16 protein-coding genes are annotated in these 17260 nt (G+C 65.3%); 11 read left to right on the top strand and 5 right to left on the bottom strand.

Annotated features, from left to right (window positions below; genetic code table 11):
• Window positions 1–298 precede the first annotated feature (298 nt).
• Entirely contained in the window at window positions 299–724 is a 426-nt protein-coding gene (locus JL100_RS17060; RefSeq protein ID WP_228421369.1) for a response regulator, read from the bottom strand.
• Window positions 725–907: 183 nt separating this feature from the next.
• Here JL100_RS17060 and JL100_RS17055 point away from each other — a divergent pair, with 183 nt between their 5' ends.
• Complete coding sequence (locus tag JL100_RS17055) at window positions 908–1312, top strand: tellurite resistance TerB family protein (RefSeq protein WP_202678633.1); 405 nt, start codon at window positions 908–910, stop codon at window positions 1310–1312.
• Between the two features lie 74 nt (window positions 1313–1386).
• Here JL100_RS17055 and JL100_RS17050 read toward each other — a convergent pair whose 3' ends face one another.
• Complete coding sequence (locus JL100_RS17050; protein ID WP_202678632.1) at window positions 1387–1743, bottom strand: hypothetical protein; 357 nt, start codon at window positions 1741–1743, stop codon at window positions 1387–1389.
• Window positions 1744–1955: 212 nt separating this feature from the next.
• Between JL100_RS17050 and JL100_RS17045 the strand changes: the two genes are divergently transcribed.
• Genes JL100_RS17045 through JL100_RS17030 form a run of 4 tightly spaced genes read left to right on the top strand, consistent with a single transcriptional unit; the run spans window position 1956 to window position 6809 of the window.
• A complete protein-coding gene (locus JL100_RS17045) occupies window positions 1956–2186 on the top strand; it encodes a twin-arginine translocation signal domain-containing protein (protein ID WP_202678631.1) in 231 nt (76 codons plus the stop codon).
• Between the two features lie 25 nt (window positions 2187–2211).
• Window positions 2212–5103, top strand: coding sequence for a molybdopterin-dependent oxidoreductase (locus tag JL100_RS17040; protein WP_202678630.1), 2892 nt, complete (start codon window positions 2212–2214; stop codon window positions 5101–5103).
• 25 nt (window positions 5104–5128) lie between these two features.
• Complete coding sequence (fdh3B, locus tag JL100_RS17035; RefSeq protein WP_202678629.1) at window positions 5129–5728, top strand: formate dehydrogenase FDH3 subunit beta; 600 nt, start codon at window positions 5129–5131, stop codon at window positions 5726–5728.
• 19 nt (window positions 5729–5747) lie between these two features.
• Window positions 5748–6809 carry a formate dehydrogenase subunit gamma gene (locus tag JL100_RS17030; RefSeq protein WP_202678628.1) on the top strand — a complete coding sequence of 354 codons (1062 nt, stop codon included), beginning with the start codon at window positions 5748–5750 and terminating at the stop codon, window positions 6807–6809.
• Window positions 6810–7036: 227 nt separating this feature from the next.
• On the opposite strand, the gene JL100_RS17025 is transcribed toward JL100_RS17030, so the two are convergent.
• Window positions 7037–7342, bottom strand: coding sequence for a type II toxin-antitoxin system Phd/YefM family antitoxin (locus JL100_RS17025; RefSeq protein WP_202678627.1), 306 nt, complete (start codon window positions 7340–7342; stop codon window positions 7037–7039).
• 1121 nt (window positions 7343–8463) lie between these two features.
• Between JL100_RS17025 and JL100_RS17020 the strand changes: the two genes are divergently transcribed.
• The 4 genes from JL100_RS17020 (at window position 8464) to JL100_RS17005 (ending at window position 12883) form a co-directional block, all read left to right on the top strand.
• A complete protein-coding gene (locus JL100_RS17020; protein WP_202678626.1) occupies window positions 8464–8994 on the top strand; it encodes a molybdopterin-dependent oxidoreductase in 531 nt (176 codons plus the stop codon).
• A 73-nt stretch (window positions 8995–9067) separates the two neighbouring features.
• Entirely contained in the window at window positions 9068–11284 is a 2217-nt protein-coding gene (locus tag JL100_RS17015; protein ID WP_202678625.1) for an ATP-binding protein, read from the top strand.
• A gap of 36 nt (window positions 11285–11320) precedes the next feature.
• Window positions 11321–12301: an HD domain-containing phosphohydrolase gene (locus tag JL100_RS17010; protein WP_202679362.1), complete on the top strand. Its 981-nt coding sequence runs from the start codon at window positions 11321–11323 to the stop codon at window positions 12299–12301.
• 216 nt (window positions 12302–12517) lie between these two features.
• A complete protein-coding gene (locus JL100_RS17005) occupies window positions 12518–12883 on the top strand; it encodes a hypothetical protein (RefSeq protein ID WP_202678624.1) in 366 nt (121 codons plus the stop codon).
• On the opposite strand, the gene JL100_RS17000 is transcribed toward JL100_RS17005, so the two are convergent.
• Entirely contained in the window at window positions 12880–13257 is a 378-nt protein-coding gene (locus tag JL100_RS17000) for a hypothetical protein (protein ID WP_202678623.1), read from the bottom strand. The two genes, JL100_RS17005 and JL100_RS17000, sit on opposite strands and share 4 nt — an antisense overlap.
• A gap of 23 nt (window positions 13258–13280) precedes the next feature.
• Window positions 13281–14405: a hypothetical protein gene (locus tag JL100_RS16995; RefSeq protein WP_202678622.1), complete on the bottom strand. Its 1125-nt coding sequence runs from the start codon at window positions 14403–14405 to the stop codon at window positions 13281–13283.
• A gap of 324 nt (window positions 14406–14729) precedes the next feature.
• On the opposite strand from JL100_RS16995, the gene JL100_RS16990 reads away from it, so the two are divergent.
• Window positions 14730–16082, top strand: coding sequence for a hypothetical protein (locus JL100_RS16990; protein ID WP_202678621.1), 1353 nt, complete (start codon window positions 14730–14732; stop codon window positions 16080–16082).
• Entirely contained in the window at window positions 16075–17241 is a 1167-nt protein-coding gene (locus tag JL100_RS16985) for a hypothetical protein (protein ID WP_202678620.1), read from the top strand. The genes JL100_RS16990 and JL100_RS16985 overlap by 8 nt, the downstream gene beginning before the upstream one ends.
• Window positions 17242–17260 lie beyond the last annotated feature (19 nt).

Raw genomic sequence — 17260 nt, 5'->3', positions numbered from 1 at the left:
GCCCCGCAGCCGTTCCCAAAGTCCCTTGTCGTCGGCGACCCGGTCCCAGTCCATCGCCTCGACGGCGTTGGTCGCTTCCAGCAGCGCCAGGTCGGACGCCTCGAATAGCCGCGCCGCGTGGTCGGCCAGGAAGAAGGCCGCGGTGCCCGCCGTCCGCTGGGCCTCCAGCACCAGGTTGCGCCGGGCGTCGTAGATCAGCCATGACGCCGCCGTCACGATCACCAGCAGGGCGAAGATGCTGAGATGGATGGTGCTCGCCGTACTGCCCCGACGGATCAGCCGCCAGCGACGCGCGGTTTCAGGCCACGCCGCCGAAAAGGTCGGCGACGGCTTGCCTGAGGCTCTCGACGCGGAAGGGTTTGGCAATGAAGCGGGCAGTCCGGATCTGCGGGTTGGGGGTGAACGTATGGTTGCCGGAGACGAAGATCACCGGAACGTCGCGGCATTGTGCGATCCGCTCCATGGCATCGACACCGTTGCCTTGCCGGAGCTGGATATCGGCGATCACCAGGTCGGGCGCCGTCGCGTCGGCCTGGCGCACCGCATCGGCCTCGGTATCCACCACGGCGCACACACGATGCCCCATGTCCTCGACCAGAATCCGGAGTTCCAGGGCCACCAGCGGCTCGTCCTCCATGATCATCACCTGCGCGGAATGCCGGACAGCCGGCATTTGTTCCGCGGACTTGCTGCCCGGCACGGCGTTCGGCAAAGCCGTCGTCATCAAAGCATTCCCCATCGGACGGAACCGCCGTCACTCGGTAAGCAGCAAGATAAGGTTAAGGCGCTGCCGTGTCGAGGCAGCCCTCCCCCGGAAAAAACGGCTATGCATGAGGTCATGCGTCACCCTTGAAGTTCATCGGGCGCGCGGGCACATGTGCGCAGGACAATCGCGAGAAGGCTTATCATGATCGACCACCATGCCGCGCTGATCTACACCATGGTCATGGTGTCCGCTTCCGATGCGGACATGACGGATGCGGAACTGAACACCATCAGCGAGACGGTCCGGTATCTGCCGGTCTTCCGCGACTTCGACACCGGCCGCTTGTCCGAAATCGCCGCGGACTGCACGGAACTGCTCGGCCAGCGCGACGGATTGGACGCGGCGCTGGCCGAAATCAAGCAGGGTGTGCCGCCGAAGCTGCGGGAAACCGCATACGCAGTCGCCTGCGACGTCGCCGCTGCCGACGGCTATACGACCCAGGAGGAATTGCGCCTGCTGGAATTGCTGCGCGACAGCCTGGAGATCGACCGGCTCAACGCCGCCGCGATCGAGCGCGGCGCCCGCGCCCGCCACATGGTGCTGTAGGCGGGACGGGCGGATCCGGCACGGCTGACCGGAACCGGAGCCGTCCCGGAGCGCTTTTCCGTCGGGAAGCCGTCCTACTTCGGCTGGTCCTCCGGCTGGTTCGCGTCCGGCACGCCGGCGCGGTTCTCCTTGTCCTGGGCCGTCTCCTCGGCCTGGGGCTGGCCGCCGTCGCGCGTCTCGCGCGTCACATGGTTGCCCTGGACGTCGGTCGGATTCTCCCTCAGCCGATCGACCGTCCCCCGGATGTCGGCCGGGTTCTCGTTCCGCTTCTCGTTGACGCCCGGCGATCGCGTTCCCTGGGGCGTCGAGTCGGGCTCAAGGCTGCGCGTGACGCTCGGGTCCTCCGTCAACGTTTCCTTCTTGATGCCCTGGGCCCCGGCCGAGGCGGCGGCCACGGCCAGCAGGGCCGCCCCCAGGATGATCGGCTTCACGTGCAAAATGGTGATCCTTCCAACTTTCCCGGCCCCATCGCGGCCGCGGCCGGACGGAGTCATCGTCGGGCGCTCAACAGCCATGCCGCCGGTTGGTTTCTTGAGCTTTCGAGACTGCGACTTTTTACGTGCGTGCGTGTTGTCCAGCACGTAAGCGCCAGACCGTTCCCCGCGCCGGGAATCGGGATCGGAAGAATGAGGACGACCGGACAATGTCATCGGAAAAAAACATCGGGGTTGAGCGGAAGGGCGGGGTCGGCGGTTCACCGGTCGAACGCCGGGATTTCCTGAAGGTGATCGGCCTCGCCGGCACGGCTGCCGCGGCCGCGATTCCGCTGGCCGCGACGAGCGCCGCGGCGGAGGAGTCGCCGGAAGAGCGCGTCAAGCCGCGTTACCAGGAAACCGCCCATGTGCAGCAGTTCTACGCGCTGAACCGCCTCTAGGGCGGATCCAGGAGGAAAGACGTCAATGCTGGTCAAGAGACGCTCGGGAACCGCCCAACGCTCGCCGCTCGCATCCACCCTGGCCGCCGCGGCCAACGCCGGCGGCCCGCTGGACCGCCGCACCTTCCTTCGCAACTCCGGCCTGGCCGCCGGAGGGATGGCGGCGCTGGGGGCGCTGCCGCTGGCCACCGTCCGCAAGGCGGAAGCCGGGCCGATCGATCCGGACCTGGAGGTCACCCGGCGCAAGAGCATCTGCACCCACTGTTCGGTCGGCTGCACCGTCATCGCCGAGGTGCAGAACGGTGTCTGGGTCGGCCAGGAGCCCGGCTGGGACAGTCCGATCAGCCAGGGCACGCACTGCGCCAAGGGCGCGTCGGTCCGCGAGCTGACCAAAGGCGAACGCCGCAACAAGTATCCGGTCAAGCTGGTCAACGGCGAGTGGCAACGCATCTCCTGGGACCAGGCGATCGACGAGATCGGCGACAAGCTGCTGGAGATCCGCGAGAAGTCGGGTCCGGACAGCGTGTTCTGGCTGGGCTCCGCCAAGTTCTCCAACGAGGGCGCCTATCTCTACCGCAAGTTCGCGGCCCTGTGGGGCACCAACACGGTGGACCACCAGGCGCGCATCTGCCACTCCACGACGGTCGCCGGCGTCGCGAACACGTGGGGCTACGGCGCCATGACCAACAGCTACAACGACATCCAGAACGCCAAGGCGCTGATGATCATCGGCGGCAACCCGGCCGAGGCGCATCCCGTGTCGATGCAGCACATGCTGCGCGCCAAGGAACATAATCGGGCGCCGTTCATCGTCATCGATCCCCGCTTCACCCGGACCGCCGCCCACGCGACCGACTTCATCCGCATCCGCCCCGGCACGGACATCCCGGTGATCTGGGGCATGCTCTGGCACATCTTCGAGAACGGCTGGGAGGACAAGGAATACATCCGCCAGCGCGTCTACGGCATGGACGAGATCCGGGCCGAGGTGAAGAAGTGGCACCCGGCGGAGGTCGAGAGGGTGACCGGCGTTCCCGGCGACCAGCTCCGCAAGGTCACCGAGATGATGGCGAAGAACAAGCCGTCGACCCTGATCTGGTGCATGGGCGCCACCCAGAAGACCGTCGGGACCGCCAATGTCCGCGCTTTCAGCATCTTCCAGCTGGCGCTCGGCAATATCGGCGTCGAGGGCGGCGGGGCCAACATCTACCGCGGCCACAGCAACGTCCAGGGCGCCACCGACATGGGCCTCGACGTGACCTCGCTGCCGTCCTACTACGGGCTCGCCGAAGGCGCCTGGCGGCACTGGGCGCGCGTCTGGGACGTCGACTACGAGTGGATCAAGGGTCGCTTCGCCTCCAAGGAACTGATGGAGACCAAGGGCATCCCGACCACCCGCTGGTTCGACGCCGTGCTGGCGAAGCCGGGCGAGCTGGACCAGCCCAACAACATCAAGGCCTTCATCACCTTCGGCCATGGCGGCAACACGGTCACCCGGATGCCCGAGATGCGCCGCGGCCTGGAGGCGCTGGAACTGATGGTGGTGGTCGACCCGCACCCGACCACCTTCGCGTCGATCAGCGACCGCAAGAACGGCACCTATATCCTGCCGGCCTGCACCCAGTTCGAGCTGGCGGGCTGCCGCGCCGCGTCCAACCGGTCGCTCCAGTGGTCCGATCCGGTCGTCGACCCGATCTTCGAATCCAAGGACGACTACGAGACCATGTACCTCCTGGCCCGCAAGCTCGGCTTCGCGGACCAGCTCTTCAAGCACATCACGGTGGACGGCACCAAGCCGAGGGCCGAGGACATCCTGCGGGAGATCAACCGCGGCTCTCTGGCGACCGGCTATACGGGCCAGTCCCCCGAGCGGCTGAAGATGCACATGGAGCACCAGGCCGACTTCGACAAGATCAGCATGCGGGCGACCACGGGACCGTTGAAGGGCGAGTATTACGGCCTGCCCTGGCCGTGCTGGGGCACCCCGGAGATGAATCATCCCGGTTCCGCCGTGCTCTACGACACCTCCAAGCACGTCATGGAAGGTGGCGGCACGTTCCGCGCGCGCTTCGGGATCGAGCGGAACGGCGTCAGCCTGCTGGCCGACGGCTCCTACTCCAAGGGGTCGGAGATCACCGACGGCTATCCCGAATTCACCATGGCCGTGCTGCGGAAGCTGGGCTGGGACACCGAGCTGACGTCCGACGAGATGGCGGTGATCAACGCGATCGGCGGCGACAACATCGATCAAGTCAGCTGGATGACCGACCTGTCCATGGGCATCATCCGGGTCGCCCTGAAGCATGGTTGCGTGCCCCACGGCAACGCCAAGGCGCGGGCGGTGGCCTGGAACCTGCCGGACCCCGTTCCGATCCACCGCGAACCGCTCTACACCCCGCGCCGCGACCTGGTCGACGAATACCCGGCCCTGGACGACCGCCGCGACTTCCGCATGACCCATCTGGGCAAGTCGATCCAGGCGCGCGACGTGTCGAAGGAGTTCCCGATCATCCTGACCTCGGGCCGTCTGGTCGAGTACGAGGGCGGCGGCGAGGAGACCCGGTCCAATCCGTGGCTGGCCGAGCTGCAGCAGACCATGTTCGTCGAGGTCAACACCCGTGACGCCGAGCGGCTGGGCATCCGCCACCAGTCCGACGTCTGGGTCTACGGCCCGGAATACGACAGCAAGGCCCGGGTCATGGCTTTCGTCACGGACCGGGTGGGGCAGGGTGTCGCCTTCATGCCGTTCCACTTCTCGGGCTTCTGGGAGGGCGTGGACCAGCGGGACAAGTATCCGCCGGGGACCGATCCGATCGTGCTGGGAGCCCCGGTCAACGCCGTCATGACCTATGGCTACGACCCTGTGACCTTCATGCAGGAAACCAAAGTGACCCTGTGCCGCATCGAGCCGGCTTGAGCGGAGGAGGGCGAGAGTACCGACCATGGCAAGAATGAAATTCCTCTGCGACAGCGACCGTTGCATCGAGTGCAACGCCTGCGTCACCGCCTGCAAGAACGAGCATGACGTCCCCTGGGGCATCAACCGCCGCCGGGTCATCACGCTGAAGGACGGTCAGCCGGGCGAGAAGTCGATCTCCATGGCCTGCATGCACTGCACCGACGCGCCCTGCGCGGCGGTGTGCCCGGTGGACTGCTTCTACACCACGGCCGACGGCGTGGTGCTGCATTCCAAGGAGCTGTGCATCGGCTGCGGCTACTGCTTCTACGCCTGCCCCTTCGGGGCGCCGCAGTACCCGCAGACGACCAATTTCGGCGGCCGGGGCAAGATGGACAAATGCACCTTCTGCGCCGGCGGGCCGGAAGAGGACATGACGCTGATCGAATACCACGGCTACGGCACCAACCGGCTTGCGGAAGGCAAGCTGCCGCTGTGTGCCGAGATGTGCTCGACCCGCGCCCTGATGGCCGGCGACGGCGACATCATCGCCGACATCTACAAGGAGCGCGTCGTCCGCCGGGGCTACGGCTCCGGCGCCTGGGGTTGGACCACCGCCTACGGCCAGACGGACCGGGGTGTCTGATGGCGAAGGAGAACACGCAATGCCGATGATGCCCGGAACGATCCTCAGGCTGCTGACCGGACTGCTCCCCGGACTGCTGATCGCCGTCTTCCTGCTGGCCGCGGCGCCCGCGGCCCATGCCCAGCTCGACCAGGTCGTGACGCCCAACTCTCCTTCCGAGAAGGAGGAGGTCGAACTTTACCAGCAGCTCCAGGGCAAGGTGCAAGGCTACGTCAGCATCCCGGACGGCAAGTTGGCCACCCTGGTCCAGCCCCAAGGGCGCGACTGGCGGGAATTCCGCAACTACTACGGCCGCATCATCTCCCTCGTCGTCATGGGCGGGATGTTGCTGGGGCTGGTGGGGTTCTACCTGTTCCGCGGCAAGATCCGCATCGCCGCCGGCCGGGCGGGGCGGACGATCACCCGCTTCATGCCGATCGACCGCTTCGCCCACTGGCTGACGGCCTCCAGCTTCATCGTTCTGGCGCTGACCGGGCTCATGCTGATCTTCGGCAAGCCGGTGATGATCCCGCTGTTCGGCCACGAGGCCTTCACGGCCATGGCCACTTTGGGGAAGTACGCCCACAATTTCCTGAGCTTCCCCTTCGTCCTCGGCATCCTGATGATGCTGGTGCTATGGATCAAGGACAACATCCCGGAAAAGGCCGACCTGACCTGGATCAAGCAGGGCGGCGGATTCCTGAACAACGGGATGCATCCCGAGGCCGGGCGCTTCAACGCCGGCCAGAAGATGATCTTCTGGACAATCGTGCTGGGCGGCCTCGCCATGGCGCTCAGCGGCTACATGCTGATGTTCCCGTTCTACCTGACGGGCGTCAACGGCATGCAGATCGCCCATGTCGTCCATACGCTGGGCACGGCGGTCCTGATGGCGGTCATCTTCGGCCACATCTACATCGGCACGATCGGCATGGAAGGCGCCTTCGACGCCATGGGCAACGGCGAAGTGGACCTCAACTGGGCCCGCGAGCACCATGCCGGCTGGCTGAAGACCCAGGGCATCTCCACCGACACCCGCGACGGCCCGAGCAAGGTATCCACCCGCCACGACCCGCATCCGCCGGGCATGCCGGCGGAGTGAGAGGAGACGCTATGGGCGAGGCTTACCGGGAACCAGCATGCGGATGAATGATGATCTTGTAGATCATCAATTGCCGTTCTCGATACTGGTATAAGACCGTAATACCAGGGGAAGTGTCTCTGATCATGGTTTGCAGATACTTCCCCTGAGCGGCGGGGACCTCCTCATCGGGCCGCAGCATTTCCAGCCTGCGCCTGATCTTCGCTCGGCTTTCCGTATCCAGGGACTCAAGAAACTTTTTTACGTCTTTGTGGAAGTTCAGCCTGATCGTCATCTGTCTCGACTCCGGATTCAGGCAGCGACCCCAGTATCGCCTCGGATTCCCCAGGTCCCAGGAAATCGGCGTCTGTCGCTGAGTTCGCCAGATCCGCCAGATAAGCGGCTTCGATGGCCTTCAGCGCATCGTACTCGTGGATTCCCATGAGGATTCCTTTGATACGGCCATTTCGTGAGATCCCGACTGCCTCCCGGTCGCATTCGTCGAGGTACTGTCCGAACCTGTTTTGAACCGTGGTCGCGGTGATTATCTTCATTCGTCTTCACTCCGCCGTTACCGTTGCTTGGTATAGCAAGCGGCGGCACACCGATTTCCTGTCAGGAATGTTCGATGTACCGAAACCCGTTCAGTTTGGTAAATGGACATCGGTACCGCTCCGCCATCCGGGACAGTACATCCCAGAAGAAGAGCAGCCTGTTGGAGGGGCAAGTCGGCTTACTTGCAAATGACTGGAAAAATGACAATAGTTGGCACAACAAAATATGCCAGATCAACACGAGAGAGGGAGGCAGTTTCGAGCGTTCCAGCGCTTCGGCAAGTCGCCGCCAAAGGTATATTTGTCAAAGCTCGAGTCGCATTCCGGAACAGGCAGGGCTAAAGGAAAATTTTCCGCGTCCTGGCATCAATAAAGTTTTCCACATGGTTTTTGTAACCTGCCATCATTCGCCAGAATCGCTAGATTAGCTAAGTTATAACGGCAAAAGTAAACAAACCATTAAATTTTGACGCGAAAAGATCCGGCGCGACAACGGCATCCCGGTGCCGAGCCGGTGCTTGCTCCGGCGCTGAGTCCGTCGGACCGACGAGTGGAGCGGGCTGTGCATCCCCGGATCGCTCCCGTCAGGTCGGCGGGGGCTTTCCGAGGGCAAACCATTGCGCCCCGCGCGGAACTAAGATAATAATCCTAGATCATGCCCAGAACTCCCGGGAGAATTCATGCCGTTCCTCGAGCGCCGCCGCATGCTCTCACACGCCCCCGACGGCGCTCGGCGGCAAGCGAAGCCGACGCGGTCCTTGATGACGAATGCTGACATTTCGGACCTTTTACGGGTACCGGCGGAAATCCATCCGGGCGCGGGCTTCACTGGGCAGCGATGACCCGGTGTCGATGAATGATGACATTTGCGTCTCCACCCGGGGCGGCCACCCGTAAACCACCTGTCATCATTTCCCCTGTCTCAGTCTAGGGGTTCACTCCAGTTCACTCCAGCCCGTCTCGATCGGCGGGTCATGTCGAATGCTGACATTTGCGGCTACGAGGGAGGAGGCGATGAATTACCGATCGCTTCGATACCATGCGGATTTATGCCAAATTGCCAGCTAGTCCGGAAATATCCTAAGAGGTATCACTTATCCATACGCGTCGGAGGTGTCGCCATGTCCGCAATCTATCGTGCCGTTCTTTCCCTGGCCGCTTTCTCGCTGATCCTCTGGTTCTCCATTTTCCAGCCGGGTCCTGCGGCCGCCGGTACCCTGGCGGTGCCGAGCGGGCCGGTCGTGCTGACCGTCAGCGGCAAGATCACTCAGACCAACGGGGCCGCCGGGGCGGAATTCGATCTGGCGATGCTGGAAGCCTTGCCCGGCCGGGTGGCCAAGGTGACGACCCCTTGGGCGGAGGGAGTGAACGCCTTCGAGGGACCGCTTGCCCGGGCAGTGTTGCAGGCGGCCGGTGCCCAGGGTTCCAAGCTTCGGATCACGGCGCTCAACGACTACTCCGCTGAAGTCCCGCTCGAAGACTTCCTGAAGTTCGACGTCATTCTCGCCCTGAAGAAGAACGACGCCTATCTGCCGGTACGCCATCAAGGACCGATCTTCGTGATCTACCCCTTCGACATCAATCCCGACCTCTACAACGAAGTTTATTTCGGCCGCTCGGTCTGGCAGGTAAAGAGTATCGAGGTCCAGTGAAGCGGCGCTCCCTCAGCGTGGCCGCGATGCAGCGGTCCTTCCGTCCATGCCATCAACCAGGAGGTGGCCGATCGTGATCCAATCCCTGCGCGCGCGGCTTTTGCTCGCGCTCAGCGGCTTGCTGTTCGGCTCCTGTGTCGTGCTGCTTGCCCTCCTGATCGATCGGCAGGCGGAAGTTGACAGTAGCGTACGTGAAGACGCTGTCTGGGCGGTCTATCAGCTCGACCGTGAGACGGTGAAGTTGGAGTCGGCGCTCGCGGACTATGCCGCCGGCCCGACCCCGGCGCGCGCCGGGGAGGTGTCGCTGAGATACGATATCCTGTTCAGCCGAACCCAACTCCTCCGCGGCGGCCAGTTGGCCGCCATCATCGCGATCAATCCGGCGGACAGCGACCTTGCGCATCGGATCGTCGCCGAGATCGAGGCACTGGCGCCCTATGTCGAGCTGACCGCGGTGGAGCGGTTCCGCGAGGCGGTCCGGCGGTTGCGGCAACTGACGGAGCAGCAGCTTGTCAGGATCAATGCCCGCCGGTCGATGGACATGGTGAATTACCGGGAACGCACCCATCGCCTTTCGACCCTGCTCGCGATCTGCGTCGTGGCGCTGGCGGCCAGCATGACCGGGCTGGCGTTGCTGCTGTTCCGGCAGCTTCGCGACCTCCACCGCGCCCGCATCCGGCAAACGGCGCTCGCATCCGACCTGGAGCGGGCCCTGTCCGCGGCCGAGGCGGCGAACCGCGCCAAATCCGTGTTCCTGGCGACCATGAGCCACGAGATCCGCACGCCGATGAACGGCGTGATCGGCATGGCCGACCTGTTGCTCGAAACGCCGCTGGCCCCCGAGCAGCGGCGTCAGGCCCAGGTGATCCTGACATCGGCCGAGGCTCTGCTGACGGTGCTCAACGACATCCTGGATTTTTCCAAGATGGAAGCCGGGCGGCTTGAACTCGACGATGCCGACTACGAGCTGGAGCCGCTGGTCCGGGGCGTGGTCGACCTGCTGGCGCCGGGGGCGGCCGAGAAGGGCATCGACATGGAGGCGGCGATCGATCCGGCGGCGCGGGTGGCGCTTCGGGGCGATGCCGGAAGGGTCCGCCAGGTCCTCATGAACCTGGTCGGCAACGCGGTCAAGTTCACGGTGCGGGGCGGCGTCCGCGTGCGGGTCGAAATCGCGGCTCCGGGCGAACTGAAGCTGTCCGTCACTGACAGCGGCATCGGGATATCCGAGCAGGGTCGGGCGGAGCTGTTCCAGATGTTCAACCAGGTCGATGGCCAGGAGCGCGGGAAGTCCGGCGGCACCGGCCTCGGCCTCGCCATCAGCCGGCGCTTGGTCGAGATGATGGGCGGGCGCATCGGTGTCGAGAGCGTCCAGGGCAGCGGCAGCACTTTCTGGTTCACCCTGCCGATAAGGCCGGCTCTCGGGCCTGTCCCTGCGGTGCCGGCCCGGTCGGAGACGCCGGACGCCGGGCTGCCCGCGCCGGCGGAAGACCCCGCAGGTCAGACAGCCGCCCGGATTTCCGTCGCCAGGGACGTCCCGCCGCTGCGGGTCCTGGTCGCGGACGACAACCCCGTGAACCAGCAGGTGGCCGCGGGCATGCTCAGGCGCCGCGGACATGCGGTGGACGTGGTCGGCAACGGCATCGAGGCGGTCGGCCGCGTCGGGCAGGGCGGCTACGACCTGGTGCTCATGGACATCGAGATGCCCGAGATGGACGGGTTCGAGGCGACCCGCTGCATCCGCGCGCTCGGCGGCGAGGCCGCCACCGTCCCGATCATCGCCCTGACGGCACACGCCATGCGCGGCGACGAGGCGCGCTGCATCGACGCCGGCATGAGCGACTACATGCCCAAGCCGATCAGCCGCGCCCGGCTCGACGAGGCCGTGCGGACCTGGGGCCGGGACAGGGTCCCGCCGGAGGAAGCCGGGACCGCGACGCCGACCGTCGATCCGGACGCGCTGGAGGATCTGCTGGAAACCATGGGGCCGGACGCGGGAAAGCTGTTCGACACGTTCATCAAGGATTCCTCCTGCCGCATCGGAAAGGTCCGCGACCGGCTGGCGGCGGGGGACTTCAAGGCGGTCGAAGTCGAACTGCACAGCCTGTCGGGGGCCGCGGGAACACTCGGGCTGCCGGCGCTCGTGGCTGCCACCGAACACCTGCGCGCCGCCCTCGCCGGGCAGGATGATGCGGCCGACGGGCAGCGTTCCCTCGGCCGGATGGTGGATCGGCTCGACACGGCATTGGCCGACGTGCGCCGTGCCTTGCTGTCCCGTGAACTCGCGGCCTGAACCAAAAATTGAACAGAGAGGTTTGCTGTGACCGCCATGGATATGCTGATCGTCGACGACAATCCGGCGAACCTGATGCTGATGAGCCGGTACGCCCAGGCGATCGCCGGCGTCTGCATCCACGGCGTGGGGTGCGCGTCAGAGGCCCTGGACTGGTGCGACGGCCACGACGTCGACCTGGTCGTCACGGATTTCATGATGCCGAGCATGGACGGCCTGGAGTTCCTGCACCGCCTGCGGGGGATCGGGAGCACGGCCGAGGTTCCGGTCATCATGGTGACCGGGCAGGGGGCGAAGGAGTTCCGGCGCGAAGCGCTGGTCCGCGGTGTCACCGACTTCCTGAGCAAGCCGATCGACCGCATCGAGTTCACCGCGCGGTGCCGCAACCTGCTGGAACTCCGGGCCAGCCACCGGCGGCTGAAGGAGCAGGCGGCCAGCGAACTCATCATGCGCCTGTCGCGCTCGATCGAGTCCCGCGACAGCGAGACCGGCGCCCATCTGGACCGCATGGCGCGCTATGCGCGGGTCATCGCGGCCGGGGTCGGCCTGCCGGACTCGGTTCAGGAGCGTATCCAGCTGGCGGCTCCCATGCACGATGTCGGCAAGGTGGCGGTGACCGACGAGATCCTGTTCAAGCCGGGCCGATACACGGCGGACGAATACGAGGTCATGAAGCTGCATACGATCCACGGCTACCGCATCCTGGACGACAGCTCCTCTCCCCTGATCCGGCTGGCGGCGTCGATCGCGCTGACCCATCACGAGAAATTCGACGGCACCGGCTATCCCAGGGGCCTGAAGGGGGAGGAGATTCCCTTGGCGGGTCGCATCATCGCGATCGCCGACGTCTTCGACGCGCTGACCACCCAGCGTCCGTACAAGGCGGCATGGTCCCTGGAGGAGGCGCTGGCATTCCTGCGGACGAACTCCGGAACGCATTTCGATCCGGCCTGCATCGATGCCTTCTTCGCCAACCTGCCCGCAGTGCTGAAGATCAGGGCGGAATTCACGGACTGAGCAGACGTCCGATCCGATCCGCCGCATAATGCATTCATCGGTGCAGCGGATTCGCTTTTTGCAAAGCCAAACTCGCTGATTCCCAGTCTATCCGTTGCATATCAGGCCGCGCCGATGCTTTGGCGTAGGCGGAAAGTCAGATAAATACTTGGCACCGGTTGTGCAGATTGTCTCCTCATGAGTTGAACCTTTCAAGATCACTCGCGAGGTGGGTAAATGATTTCCAATCCGGTCCAGGGTGCAGGCGTCATCGATCTGGCTGAAGTCCGCGCCGCGCGCAGCCGCGCCGACGTTTCCCGGGGCGTCCCCTACGCGGTGACCGCCGTCGAACTGTTCCGCAATCTCGAGACGCAGGCCGAGATGATCGGCGAGGTTGCCGGGCGCATGGCGGCGGAACTCGCCAGCTTTTCCGACGACCTCGGAGACGCCCTGGAGGAAGCCCTCGTGGTCAGGCAGTTCTGCGCCGACTGCCAGGACGCCCTGCTGCTTGAGGACATCGACGCGATGGAACAGGCACGCGACCGGCTTGCCGCCGAGTTCGCGAGCCTGGAGATCGGCATGAGCCGGCCGGCCGGAAACTAGGGCCAGAGGTTTCCCCTGGCTTCCATGTAGGTCGCGGCGATCTGGATCAGCGCCAGGAAGGCCACGGTCGCCGCGGCGATGCCGCTGATCAGGTTGGCCCTGCGTCGTGCCTCCAGGTGGGCCCGGCGCCTGGCTTCGGTCGCGCGCATCTCGGCCGCGTTGACCATCCTCCGGGTGATCGAGAGTTCGCCGCGCCGGCCGTTGTTGGACCATTCCACGACCAGCGTGCTGGCCTTGCCCGCCTCGATCATGCGGCGGGCGAATTCGCGGGCGATCCTGGACGAGGGGAACTCCCCCATCAGTTCGCCCGTATTGTCGACGACCCGGTAGAACTCGCCGCCGCCGTTCCCGGTCCTGGCGTTCGCGTCAGCCATGGCGCTGCCTCTTGCCGGCCGGTTCAGGACGGGTTGCGGGCATTGAGCCTGCCCAGCCTCGCCGCCATCTCATGGTCGATCTGCCCGGTTCGCCAATCCTCGTTCTGCTGGACGATGCGGGCTTGCCGGCGCTGGGGATCGCTCGTCTCGGCCCGGGCGCCGGAATTGGCCTCGCTTCTGGGAACCACGGGGATGATCCGCATGATCTCGTTGATGCGCTGGCGTTTGGGGATAGACCGGTCGGAATTGGTGTCCTCCCAGAGGTCGCAGACATAGGTCCAGCCGTCCAGAAGCCAGGACAGCCGCTCCATGCTCTGGCGGGTGGCCGGCAGGCGGGCGTCCCAGTCGGTGACGTAACGGACGATGCCGGCGATGTCCCGGTCGATGTCCGCGATGATCCCGTTGCCGATCCGCAGCGTAAGCTGGGCCACGTCGGCCAGCGTCCGCGCGGTGCCGCCCGACTCGCCCCGGACGACCTCGTCCCGGAACTGGTTCAGGCGGTGCAGGAGCTGGCGCAGCCGTCCGCGCTGCCCCTCGATCTCGAACCCGATGGGCTGGATCACGTCGCCCAGCTCGGTGATGCGCTGATGGCAGACCTCGGGGGTGGTGCCGATGCCGTCGCCCAGCCGGCGGAAAGCCTGGCGGACCATGGCCTTGCCTTCGGGCGAGTTGATGTTGATCAGGGCCAGCGTCGCCCGATCGGTGTTGACCCCGGTCGCCTCGATGACCTTGAGCATCAGGAAAAAGCTGCTGGCCAGCTTCTCGGTCACCTCCTGCTCGATCGAGCGGGAGGCCATGTCGATCAGTTCCGGGCCGCCCAGGCCCGTCCTCGCAACCCGGTAGGCGGCCAGCCGGATCTTGTCCGGGGTGGTGGCGTCGGAATAGGAGATCTCGGCATGAAGCGCCTTGTCGTGCAGGGTGAGCCGGACGACCTGGGGGATGCTGGCCCACGGGAAGACGTAGGTGCAGCGCCCGCCCGAGAACCCGTTCACCAGCACCTCCAGGCTCCCGCGGGCACCGCGGCGCAGGCGGGAATAGGCCAGTTCGGGGGTCGTGAAAGGAATCGTCGTGCCGCGTTCCTCGAACGTGGACGGCACCATGTCCTGGACGACATCCGCGACTTGGCTGATGGCCGAGGTACCAGTCATTCCAACCCTCAAAATGCAACCGTCCGGCAAGATCGCCGCCCATTCTTCGATATCTACCATTTTAGACGATCTTGGGAGATATCCAACTATATAAAGAGGTATAACCCTATAGTGGTAATCATTTCAGCGCTCTAGAATAGCACTGGATGGTTAAAAATCCAGTTAATCCACGGATGCCGTTCCAATTCCAAGAACTATTCCTATCGATAGTATATAGATTTTTATGTTTGCCGGCTATGATGCCTGGAGTGGGCGAAGGACAGTGACATGCTTCAGTTGCCGGAAAGAAGGGCGTTAGACGAGTTGTCGGAGGACAAGGTCAGGATGGTATATGCCCTGGCCGACAAGATGCCCGACGGTGCGTTGCGCGGGATGTTCAAGGACCAGTTGCGCCATCGGCTGAAGAAGATCCGGCCGTTGCGCAGGATGACCGCGGAACGGCTGTTCTGCCTGCCCTTCGAAAGCCTGCTGTGCAACGAGCCGGCACGTCCGCGGCCCTTGGGAAGCATCCCGCGCGGCAGCGTCGACCCGATGTGGACGCTGGTGCTGGAACATCTGGACGATGCCGAGGCGGCGCGGCAGGTCGATGCCTCCGGCGAATACCTGATGGACGACCCGTGCCCGCTGTCCGTCCATCGGCAGCTCTTCGCGTCCTTCGCCCGCGCGGTGGAGGAGATCCATTCCAGGCTGGCGACCGACCGCTCCCTGCCGAAAGCCCTGGCGCAACGGCATCCGGACCTGCCCGACGTCATCCAGGAAGTGCATGCGCTCTATCAGATGCGCGACGCCATCATGACCGCCCGGCGCCAGATCATGGCATCCGAACAGCTGATCGGCATCGGCGACCAGTATGTCCAGTCCGTGATAGCCCTGGGCCGGGAGGCCGCGTCCCGCAAAGGCGACCAGCGCTGGCTCAAGCTGTTCTTCCTCGTTCTCCTGATGGATTCGGACCTGTCGGACCATACCGCCCCGCTGATCGAGGCGCTGGCGGAGAACAACGGCAGCCGCGGCGGGTCCTCGGTCGCCTCCGACCTGTGCGAGGCGCTGGTCTCGAAGGAGGGCGAGATCCTGAAAGCGGGGTTCGCCATGCCGCTGGAGACGGCCGGCGATCTCGACGACGCTGCCGAAAAGGTCCGGGCGGCGATCGAAAGCCTCGGCGTCCTGCGCGTCGCGGCACCGCACCTGACCCGGCAGGTCGGCCAGAGGATCGAAAAGGTCGAGGAACGTATCCACGACTTCCTTGGCGACCGCTTCGCCAAGGCCGCGGAAGACAGCGTCGGGTCCTTCGTTTCTTCCCCGGGCGGCTGTCTGCCGACCGCCGAGGAGATCACCGTCCTGACGCGGACGGTGCTGGCGATCGCGAAGGTGCATAACGCCGTCAAGCAGCAGTTCGAAGTTCCCGGCGAATTGAAGGCCCTGGCGGCGGAGACCATCTCGGGCGTGGCCGGCCGCCTGGAACGGATCGCCTCCGACCGGGCCGCCGCCGGAAACCGCGAAAAGCAGGCCACACTGTCCGTGGCTGTCCAGGTCGCCCGCTCGCTTGAACCGATCAGCAGCGAGGAAGCCGTGCTGGGAATGCTGGAGGACTGCGCCGTCCGTCTCGGCTTCGCCCAGAGCGCCGACCCGGCGCAGTTCCTGCTGAAGATCATCCATGCCATGAACGCCAACCATGAATAGAACCATGGCCAGGGGTGCGGAAGCCGGCCGGCCGTCGTCCGGCGGCGACGTCCAGACGCTCCGCCTCGCTTACGACTATGCGCCCTCGACCTTCGACGAACGCGGCACGACGGTTCCCTTCACCACGCCGGAGCTGGCGTTCTCGCGGGTCCGTCGCGACACCAGGACCAACCACCTGGAGGTACTGGTCACCGGCTTTTCCGGATGCCGCTCGATCTATGTCTTCCCCTGGGACGGGCTGGCCTCGGTGATGCGACTGACCCTGCACGACCGGGCGCTCCAGGCGGAGATCAGCCTGGCCGACGCGATCACGCCGATGCGCATGCGGCTCGCCGCCCATCGGGTCGCCAAGACCGGGCTGGCCGGAGTCGAGGCGGCGGAGGCGGCGGGCGCCGCCATGGCCCGGATAGCGCGGGAGGAGAAGATCAACCAGGAGGCCATGCTGCGCCGGGTCGTCCGGCTGACCGGCGTGCTGGACAAGACGACGGACGACCTGATGCGCCGCGTCCGCGGCCGGGTCGGCGAAACGCTGATCATCCAGGTCGCCGATGCCTTCGCGCGCCTCGTCGGGCAGCCGCCGGGGCAGTGCCGGGCGCGCATCCTCGAACTGAGCGACGCGGTCGGTCCGCTGGGCTTCGCCGGCGACGAGGATGCCGGCTACCTGCGCCGGATCCTGCGCCGGGTCGGCGATCTGCGCAACTCGATCTCGGCCGCCAATATCGGCGCGACCGGCCATCTCGCCGGCGAGACTGCCGGCGTGACCGCCCGCATGGCCGAGCGGATGATCGCGGAGATCGACTGCGAGCTTCAGAACCTGCCGGCCTTCTTCGCCGGCTGGGACGCCAACATCCTCCGCCTGCGCCAGGGCATCGACCGGCTCGCCTGGCTGCTCGATGGCTGGCTGGACGTCTGCGAACTATGGCAGGCCGCGATGGCCGACCGGCAGAATATCGACCACCGCCGCATCGCGGAGATCATGCGCGTGATCCCGCTGGTCCCGAAAAGCGAGTGCGAGAACACGGTCCGCGTGACCATGGACAACCTGGCCGGCATACGTCACCGGATCGTCCAGCAGCTCCAGGACTGGCGGACCGGCGAGATCGACTACGAGATCGTCGGCCGAATCGAGACGATCAAGGCGCGTACCGCCGCACTTTGACTGGATCGCCGTTTCCGGT

This window comes from Skermanella mucosa (genome assembly GCF_016765655.2).
GTDB lineage: Bacteria > Pseudomonadota > Alphaproteobacteria > Azospirillales > Azospirillaceae > Skermanella > Skermanella mucosa.
Note: the sequence above shows the minus strand (reverse complement) of the source record. Positions and strands in the feature narration are given on the sequence as shown.